This is a genomic window from Cupriavidus sp. SIMBA_020 (assembly GCF_046535395.1).
GTDB lineage: Bacteria > Pseudomonadota > Gammaproteobacteria > Burkholderiales > Burkholderiaceae > Cupriavidus > Cupriavidus campinensis.
In genome coordinates this window covers 1-247 of the sequence record NZ_JAWRWU010001338.1, presented here as the reverse complement: position 1 = coordinate 247, position 247 = coordinate 1, and the positions used below count along the sequence as shown (strand labels likewise).

Sequence of the window (247 nt, the reverse complement as noted above, 5' to 3'; positions counted from 1 at the left end):
CTGCCCGGCTACGCCGAACTGCAATGCCAGTCGAACTTCTCGTTCCTGCAGGGCGCCTCGCACCCCGAGGAACTGACCGCCCGCGCCGCCGAACTGGGCTATGCCGCCCTGGCCATCACCGACGAATGCAGCCTGGCCGGCGTGGTGCGCGCCCACGTCGAGGCCAAGACCCAGAAGCTGCCGCTCATCATCGGCGCCACCTTCCGGCTGCGCGCCGGCCCCGAGGCCGCGCCGCTGGACCTGACCC

At 72.1% G+C, this 247-nt stretch carries 1 protein-coding gene; it reads left to right on the top strand.

Annotation, left to right across the window (positions count from 1 at the left end; genetic code table 11):
• On the top strand, positions 1-247 hold a 247-nt coding region (locus SB751_RS33870), incomplete at both ends, for a PHP domain-containing protein (protein WP_410749481.1).